Origin of the sequence: Polaribacter sp. (genome assembly GCF_965660385.1) — a bacterium.
Taxonomy (GTDB): domain Bacteria; phylum Bacteroidota; class Bacteroidia; order Flavobacteriales; family Flavobacteriaceae; genus Polaribacter.
In genome coordinates this window covers 75,558-82,552 of sequence record NZ_CBFHZT010000012.1, presented here as the reverse complement: position 1 = coordinate 82,552, position 6,995 = coordinate 75,558, and the positions used below count along the sequence as shown (strand labels likewise).

The window sequence follows — 6,995 nt, the reverse complement described above, 5'->3', positions numbered from 1 at the left end:
TTAATGGCTTCATAAACCGTAACTAAAGATTGTCCAGTAGCCAACATTGGGTCTGCCAACAATAAGGTTTTATTGTGTATTTTGGGTGATGCTAAGTATTCTACCACAATTTCAAAATCACTATCATTATTTGGGTGATGTCTGTAGGCAGAAATAAAAGCGTTTTCTGCATCATCAAAATAATTTAAAAGTCCTTGATGTAAAGGCAAGCCTGCTCTTAAAATAGAACAAAGTACAATCTCTTTTACAGGAATTTTAACTTTTTTTGTACCCAAAGGTGTTTTAACTACTTTATCAAAATAATTAAGTTCTTTACTAATTTCATAGCTCAATATTTCTCCTATTCTTTCAATATTTCTTCTAAAACGAAGCGAATCTTTTTGAATGTTTTGATCTCTAATTTCAGCAATAAATTTATTTAAAATAGAGTTGTTTTTTCCTATATAGTGTAGTTTCATAGTTTTAAATTCTAAAACAAATATAATTGAATACCTTAAAATTTGTATGTTGCTAACTGTTTTTATAGTTAGTTACTTTTTTTCGAAAACAAGTATCCATAGAGAATTTCAATACACGATTTTTATTGTTTTAACCAGTATTTGTATTGTGTATTCCAAAATTTAAATATTGATGTGCTTAAGATTCCTTTTTACAAAAGGGTACATCAATAAAGCTTTAAATTTACTGACTTCTGCTTAGTTAAAATTATAGAAACGCACCAAATTTTCTTTAAGATCATTGTAGTTTTCTATTTTTTAATTCAGTCTCCACAGCCTGAACATCCACTGCAACCACTATCACATCCATCATCATAATGGTTATAATCATCATAAGAACAACCATCATTTCTACCATTTTTGTTTTTGCCAAAAATTACTAATACTATGATAAATAGTATCATAATTATTGGAAATAGTATACCTGAACTTGAGTCACTGCTTTTTGCTTGAATGAATATTAGAGATACAAATAAAAGAAGGAGTACTATTTTAATTGGTAGTAAAATTTCTTTAGACGGTTTTTTTATGAGCCAAAACCTATCCAGATTAATCCTTTTAAAATTGATTTCTTTAAATCTTTTATTATTGTTTAACCAAATAGTTGAAGGTGGTTCTTGATGAAATTCAAGTTTATAAGTTTCAAATGTTGAATCATAACACTTTAAAAACTTATCTCTTTCTAGATTACCTCCTTTAGTTGGGTTGTGATGAATTTCTTTTCTTATTGTTTCTCCACAAAGTTTTTTCCAATAAGATTCTGTGTAAGTTAAATGCAAATGCCAAGCTTGATCTACAGCATCTGAAGGTGTGATGGGTTGATTAGAAATACAACACAGATAAATGAATTTTTTATATTCTTCTATTACTTTAGTGGTAAATTCAATTTTCCAATTATTATCTCTTGCTAACCTTTTAGAGAAGGTAAACTCAGAAGTATTATTATCAAGATTAAAGTTTTTAATTCTAATCCAGAGCTTTTCGTCTTTCATTATTTTTAGTTTATAAAGCGATTTACTGAAATTATTGTTCTGTTAAGAGTTGTATTCCATCCCAAGTAAACGTTTTTAAGACTTCAATTTTATCTTCACCTTTATTTTGAGGAATTATTTTAGCATAAATTATTTTATCTTTTTTACCATTTTTATTACTAGGAAATAGGTACGTAAAATAAGGTTCGGGTCCATCACAATGATTATTTTCTATTGTTGTTAAGTTGATTAGTCGATTGTTTTTATCAACTAAATAAAAATATTCGTAAGTATTAGAGCAACAAGCACTGTAAGATGTTTCAATTTTTATGATTTCAATAATATTCTTTAACCCACTTTCTTTTTCAATTGAAATCGTAGTTCCGTCATAAAATTCTAGATCTTCAATTTCAAACTTTGCTAAATTGGTGTGTTTTTTATCTCTTAGATTGATGAATGTAGGTTTAGTTTCAATATTTTTTTGAAAATCTTCCCAGTATTTTTTTTCAGTAATCGAATCAATTTTAGTAAGATAATAATTACCGTTTTCAGGTCCTTTATTTGGTATTTTATCAGTTAAAAATCCGCTAAAAACATATCCTTTTATATCGTCTGCAAAATTTTTTACTTTTATCCAATTGCCATTTATAATTTTTCCATCATCCTTAATTTGTAAACTAATTTCTGTGTCTTCGATGATATTAACTCGTGTATTATTTTTTAACTTACCTATTCTTAAAGCGTTTTTATCTGGTGTATTCCTAACAATTAAACCACTTGAAGCTTTAACAAATTTTACTTCTTGAGAAAATATAGATGCACTAAATAGGATTAGTAATATTATTGTTGTTTTTTTCATAGCGTTTATTTTTTTAATGCGCTTCCAGCCAATTATACCCCAAACCAACTTCAACATCTAAAGGAACAGCCATTTTAAAAGCATTTTCCATTTCGTGTTTAATGATGGGTTCTATGGTTTTTAGTTCGTCTTTATGTGCATCAAAAACCAATTCATCATGCACTTGCAATAACATTTTAGATTTAAAACCTTCCTTTTCAAAACGATTGTGAATGTTAATCATTGCTAGTTTTATAATATCAGCAGCAGAACCTTGTATGGGTGCATTAACTGCATTTCGTTCAGCACCACTTCTTACCATTGCATTTCTAGAATTGATATCTTTTAAATACCTGCGTCTGTTTAAAACGGTTTCTACATAACCATGCTCTCTGGCAAAATCTACTTGCGCAGACATATAAGCTTTCAATTTTGGATAGGTTTCATAATAGGTGTCAATCAATTCTTTGGCTTCACCTCTAGATAAATCAGTTTGATTACTTAAGCCGAAAGCAGAAACTCCATATATAATTCCGAAGTTTACTGTTTTTGCATTACTTCTTTGCTCACGAGTCACTTCATCTAAAGGAACATCAAATACTTTTGCAGCAGTAGAAGCGTGAATATCTTCGCCATTTTTGAAGGCGTTTATCATATTTTCTTCTTCACTTAACGCAGCAATAATTCGCAATTCTATTTGACTGTAATCTGCTGCCAATAATACATAATCTTGGTTTTTTGGAACAAATGCTTTACGTACTTCACGACCTCTTTCTGTTCTAATTGGGATGTTCTGTAAATTCGGATTGTTAGAACTCAACCTACCTGTTGCAGCCACAGCTTGCATATATTGAGTATGAATTCTGCCTGTTTTTGGGTTGATTTCATTTGGCAAAGCATCTACATAGGTGCTTTGTAGTTTTTTATATTGGCGATATTCTTGAATATCTCTAATAATTTTATGGTCTTTTGCTAAGAAAGACAAAATATCTTCACCTGTTTTATACTGCCCTGTTTTGGTCTTTTTTGGTTTGTCAACCAATTTCATGTTTTCGAACAAAACAATACCTAATTGTTTTGGTGATGCAATATTAAATTCTTCTCCTGCTTGTTCGTAAATATTTTTCTCTAATCTGTTGATGTCATCAGTTAAGGCAACAGATAATTCGTTTAAAAATTCGGTATTTACATTAATACCTTCAATTTCCATAGCTGTAAGCACAGAAACTAAAGGAATTTCTATATCATTAAAGAGTTTGGAAACATTGCCAGATTCTAGTTCGCCTGTAAAAAGTTGTTTTAATTGATAGGTAATATCAGCATCTTCAACAGCATATTCTGTTTGATCTGCAATAGGAACCACTCGCATTGACAATTGATTTTTTCCTTTTTTACCAATCAATTCTGTAATCGAAACAGGTTGATAATTCAAATAGGTTTCTGCTAATACATCCATATTATGACGCATATCTGGATTGATAAGGTAATGTGCTATCATCGTATCAAACAAATTCCCTTTTACAGGCATATTGTAATTCGATAAAACCTTGATATCATATTTTAAATTATGCCCAACTTTTTCAATATCACTTTCAAAAAATGGTCTAAATTCTTCTAAAATGGTTTTAGTTTCTTCTTGATTTTCTGGGAATGAAACATAATATCCTTTTCCAGATTCGTACGAAAATGCAATACCAATCAATTCAACTTCTAAAGCTTTTAAACCTGTGGTTTCAGTATCAAAACAAACAGAAGTTTGTTGCATTAATTTTTTTAATAAGAGTTTTCTTGATAAAGGTGAGTCTATATGTTGATAAAAATGATTGGTGCTTTCTATGGTTTTAAAACCTAAAGCAACATCTTCTTTCGAAACGCTTCCAGAACCAGGAGCTGCAAATAAATCGAATTGACCTTCTATAGTTTTTGGTTGTTGGTTGTTGGTTGATGGTTTTGATTCCTGACTTGACGAGTTTTCTGTTCCGTTTGTTTTTACTGAATTTTCATCAGCAAATGTTCGTAAAAAATTTGTGAGTAAATTTCTAAATTCTAAATCGTTAAAAATCTCGGTAACTTTATCTTTATCTGGTTCGTCTAAAGTAAAATCAGTAGCATCAAAAGTTACAGGAACATCTAGCATAATTGTAGCTAGTTTTTTTGAAAGTAAACCCAATTCGCCATTAGCTTCTACTTTCTCTTTCATTTTTCCTTTCAATTGATCTGTATTGGCTAACAAACCTTCCATAGAACCAAATTGAGCTAAAAATTTTTTTGCTGTTTTTTCTCCAACTCCAGGTAAACCTGGGATATTATCAGCAGAATCGCCCATCATTCCTAAAAAATCGATGACTTGTTCTGGGGTTTCTACACCAAATTTTTCTTGTACTTCTGGCACTCCCCAAATATCATATCCACCACCAAAGCGTGGTTTGTACATAAAAATATTATCGGAAACGAGTTGTGCAAAATCCTTATCAGGAGTAACCATAAAGGTTTTATAACCTTCTTTTTCTGCTTGTTTAGAAAGTGTTCCTATTACATCATCAGCCTCAAAACCTTCTTTTACCATAATTGGTATGTGCATGGCTTTTAAGATGTCATAAATATAAGGTACAGCCACTTTTATAGCTTCAGGAGTTTCATCTCTATTGGCTTTATAGGCCTCAAATAGCTCTACTCTGTCTACGCTACCACCTTTATCAAAACAAACCGCTAAATTATCTGGTCTTTCACGTTTTATAACATCTAACAAAGAATTCATAAAACCCATTATTGCTGAAGTGTCTAAACCTTTGCTATTGATTCTTGGGTTTTTTATAAATGCGTAATATCCACGAAAAATTAATGCATATGCATCAACTAAAAAAAGTCTTTTTTGATTTGCCATTTCTATCTTTTGTTGAAAAAGATAAAACTACAAAAACTTATGATGTTTAAGAAACTTGAAAAGGTTTTTATAAGGCATTAATAATTTAGCTATTGGCAATAAAATTGGCTAAATTTTCTTTATTCATTTGTACTACAGACCAGTCATTTAAGTAGGTTGCACCTGTGCTTTTGTAAAAGTTTATTGCGTTTGTATTCCAATCAATAACCTCCCAAGCAACTCTATTAAAATTATGATCATGAGCATATTTTAATACAGCTGTGTACAATGCTTTACCTGCGCCAATTTTTTGTCTGCGTTTGGTTACGATTAAATCTTCTAAATGAATGGTTTTGCCTTTCCAAGTAGAGTAACGTTCGTAAAAAAGGGCAATCCCAATAATTGTGTTATTTTCTTCAGCCACAAAAATTTTAAATTTTGGATGTTCAGAAAATCCATCAGTAATCAAATCATCAACAGTAATTTCTACAGCATCTGGTTCTTTTTCAAAAATTGCCAATTCGTTTATTAAATCTAAGACAGATGGCATATCTTCTTTTTTTCCTTCTCTAATTTTAAATTCCATTGAGGTGTATTTATTTGTCAAATATAATAGTTTTGAGCATTTCTAAAAAAAAAGCATTTTTTCCAACAATATTTTTTGAATTGTTAAAAATAACCTAAAAAAATTACCAAATGATTTTAACGAAAACGTTGTCGTAAATTATAAAATATTGCATCTTTGTAGATATCAACTTCTTATAATTATGGCAAAAAAAAATCAAACTTTAGGTGAATTTATTATAGAAAATCAAAACGATTTTAAATATTCATCAGGAGAGTTATCAAGATTATTAAATTCTATTCGTTTAGCAGGTAAAGTAGTGAACCATGAAGTAAATAAAGCTGGTTTGGTTGACATTACTGGTGCTGCAGGAGACACGAATATTCAAGGTGAAGACCAACAAAAATTAGATGTGTTGGCAAATGATGTATTTATTGAAACTATTAGAAATAGAAATATTGTTTGCGGTATTGCAAGTGAAGAGGAAGATGATTTTATTACCATCAATAGTCAAGATGAGAACCATCAGAATAAGTATGTAGTTTTAATGGATCCTTTAGATGGTTCTTCTAATATTGATGTAAATGTTTCTGTGGGAACAATTTTCTCTATTTTTAGAAGGGTTACAGAAGTTGGAACCCCTGTACAAATCGAAGATTTTTTACAATCTGGAGATAAGCAAGTTGCAGCAGGTTACATTGTTTACGGAACTTCTACAATGTTAGTGTATACTACAGGAAATGGTGTTAATGGTTTTACGTTAAATCCAGCTTTGGGTAGTTGGTATTTATCGCATCCAAATATGAAATTCCCAAATGATGGCAAAATATATTCTGTAAACGAAGGAAACTATTTAGATTTTCCAGCAGGGATAAAAATGTATATTAAATATTGCCAAGCAGAAGAAGGAGATAGGCCATACACAAGTAGATATATTGGTTCTTTAGTTTCTGATTTTCATAGAAATATGATTAAAGGTGGTATTTATATGTATCCTAAAGGTTCAAAAAATCCAAAAGGAAAGTTACGTTTATTATATGAATGTAGCCCAATGGCATTTTTAGCAGAGCAAGCAGGTGGTTTAGCCACTGATGGCACCAAAAGAATTATGGAAATTGAACCTACAGAACTGCATGAACGTGTTCCTTTTGTTTGCGGCAGTAAAAATATGGTAAAGAAAGTTGCTGAGTTTATGCAAACTTTTGGAGAATAAATGTTTCTTATACCTGTATAAGTTAACAAAACCCTAATGTTTTGGGTA

Annotated in this window: 6 protein-coding genes; 1 reads left to right on the top strand and 5 read right to left on the bottom strand. The window is 30.3% G+C overall.

Translation table 11 applies throughout. The features are described from left to right. From upp to ACTG3V_RS05815, 5 genes are all read right to left on the bottom strand, one after another. Positions 1-458: uracil phosphoribosyltransferase (gene upp, locus ACTG3V_RS05835; RefSeq protein WP_439131201.1), on the bottom strand; the 458-nt coding region annotated here is incomplete at its 3' end. 302 nt (positions 459-760) lie between these two features. Next, complete coding sequence (locus ACTG3V_RS05830; protein WP_439131200.1) at positions 761-1,489, bottom strand: glycine-rich domain-containing protein; 729 nt, start codon at positions 1,487-1,489, stop codon at positions 761-763. Between the two features lie 31 nt (positions 1,490-1,520). Further along, positions 1,521-2,327 carry an SH3 domain-containing protein gene (locus ACTG3V_RS05825; protein WP_439131199.1) on the bottom strand — a complete coding sequence of 269 codons (807 nt, stop codon included), beginning with the start codon at positions 2,325-2,327 and terminating at the stop codon, positions 1,521-1,523. 13 nt (positions 2,328-2,340) lie between these two features. Further along, complete coding sequence (polA, locus tag ACTG3V_RS05820; protein WP_439131198.1) at positions 2,341-5,190, bottom strand: DNA polymerase I; 2,850 nt, start codon at positions 5,188-5,190, stop codon at positions 2,341-2,343. 85 nt (positions 5,191-5,275) lie between these two features. Then, positions 5,276-5,755: a GNAT family N-acetyltransferase gene (locus tag ACTG3V_RS05815; protein WP_439131203.1), complete on the bottom strand. Its 480-nt coding sequence runs from the start codon at positions 5,753-5,755 to the stop codon at positions 5,276-5,278. A gap of 181 nt (positions 5,756-5,936) precedes the next feature. On the opposite strand from ACTG3V_RS05815, the gene fbp reads away from it, so the two are divergent. Further along, positions 5,937-6,947, top strand: a complete 1,011-nt coding sequence (gene fbp, locus ACTG3V_RS05810) for a class 1 fructose-bisphosphatase (protein ID WP_439131197.1) — start codon at positions 5,937-5,939, stop codon at positions 6,945-6,947. Positions 6,948-6,995 lie beyond the last annotated feature (48 nt).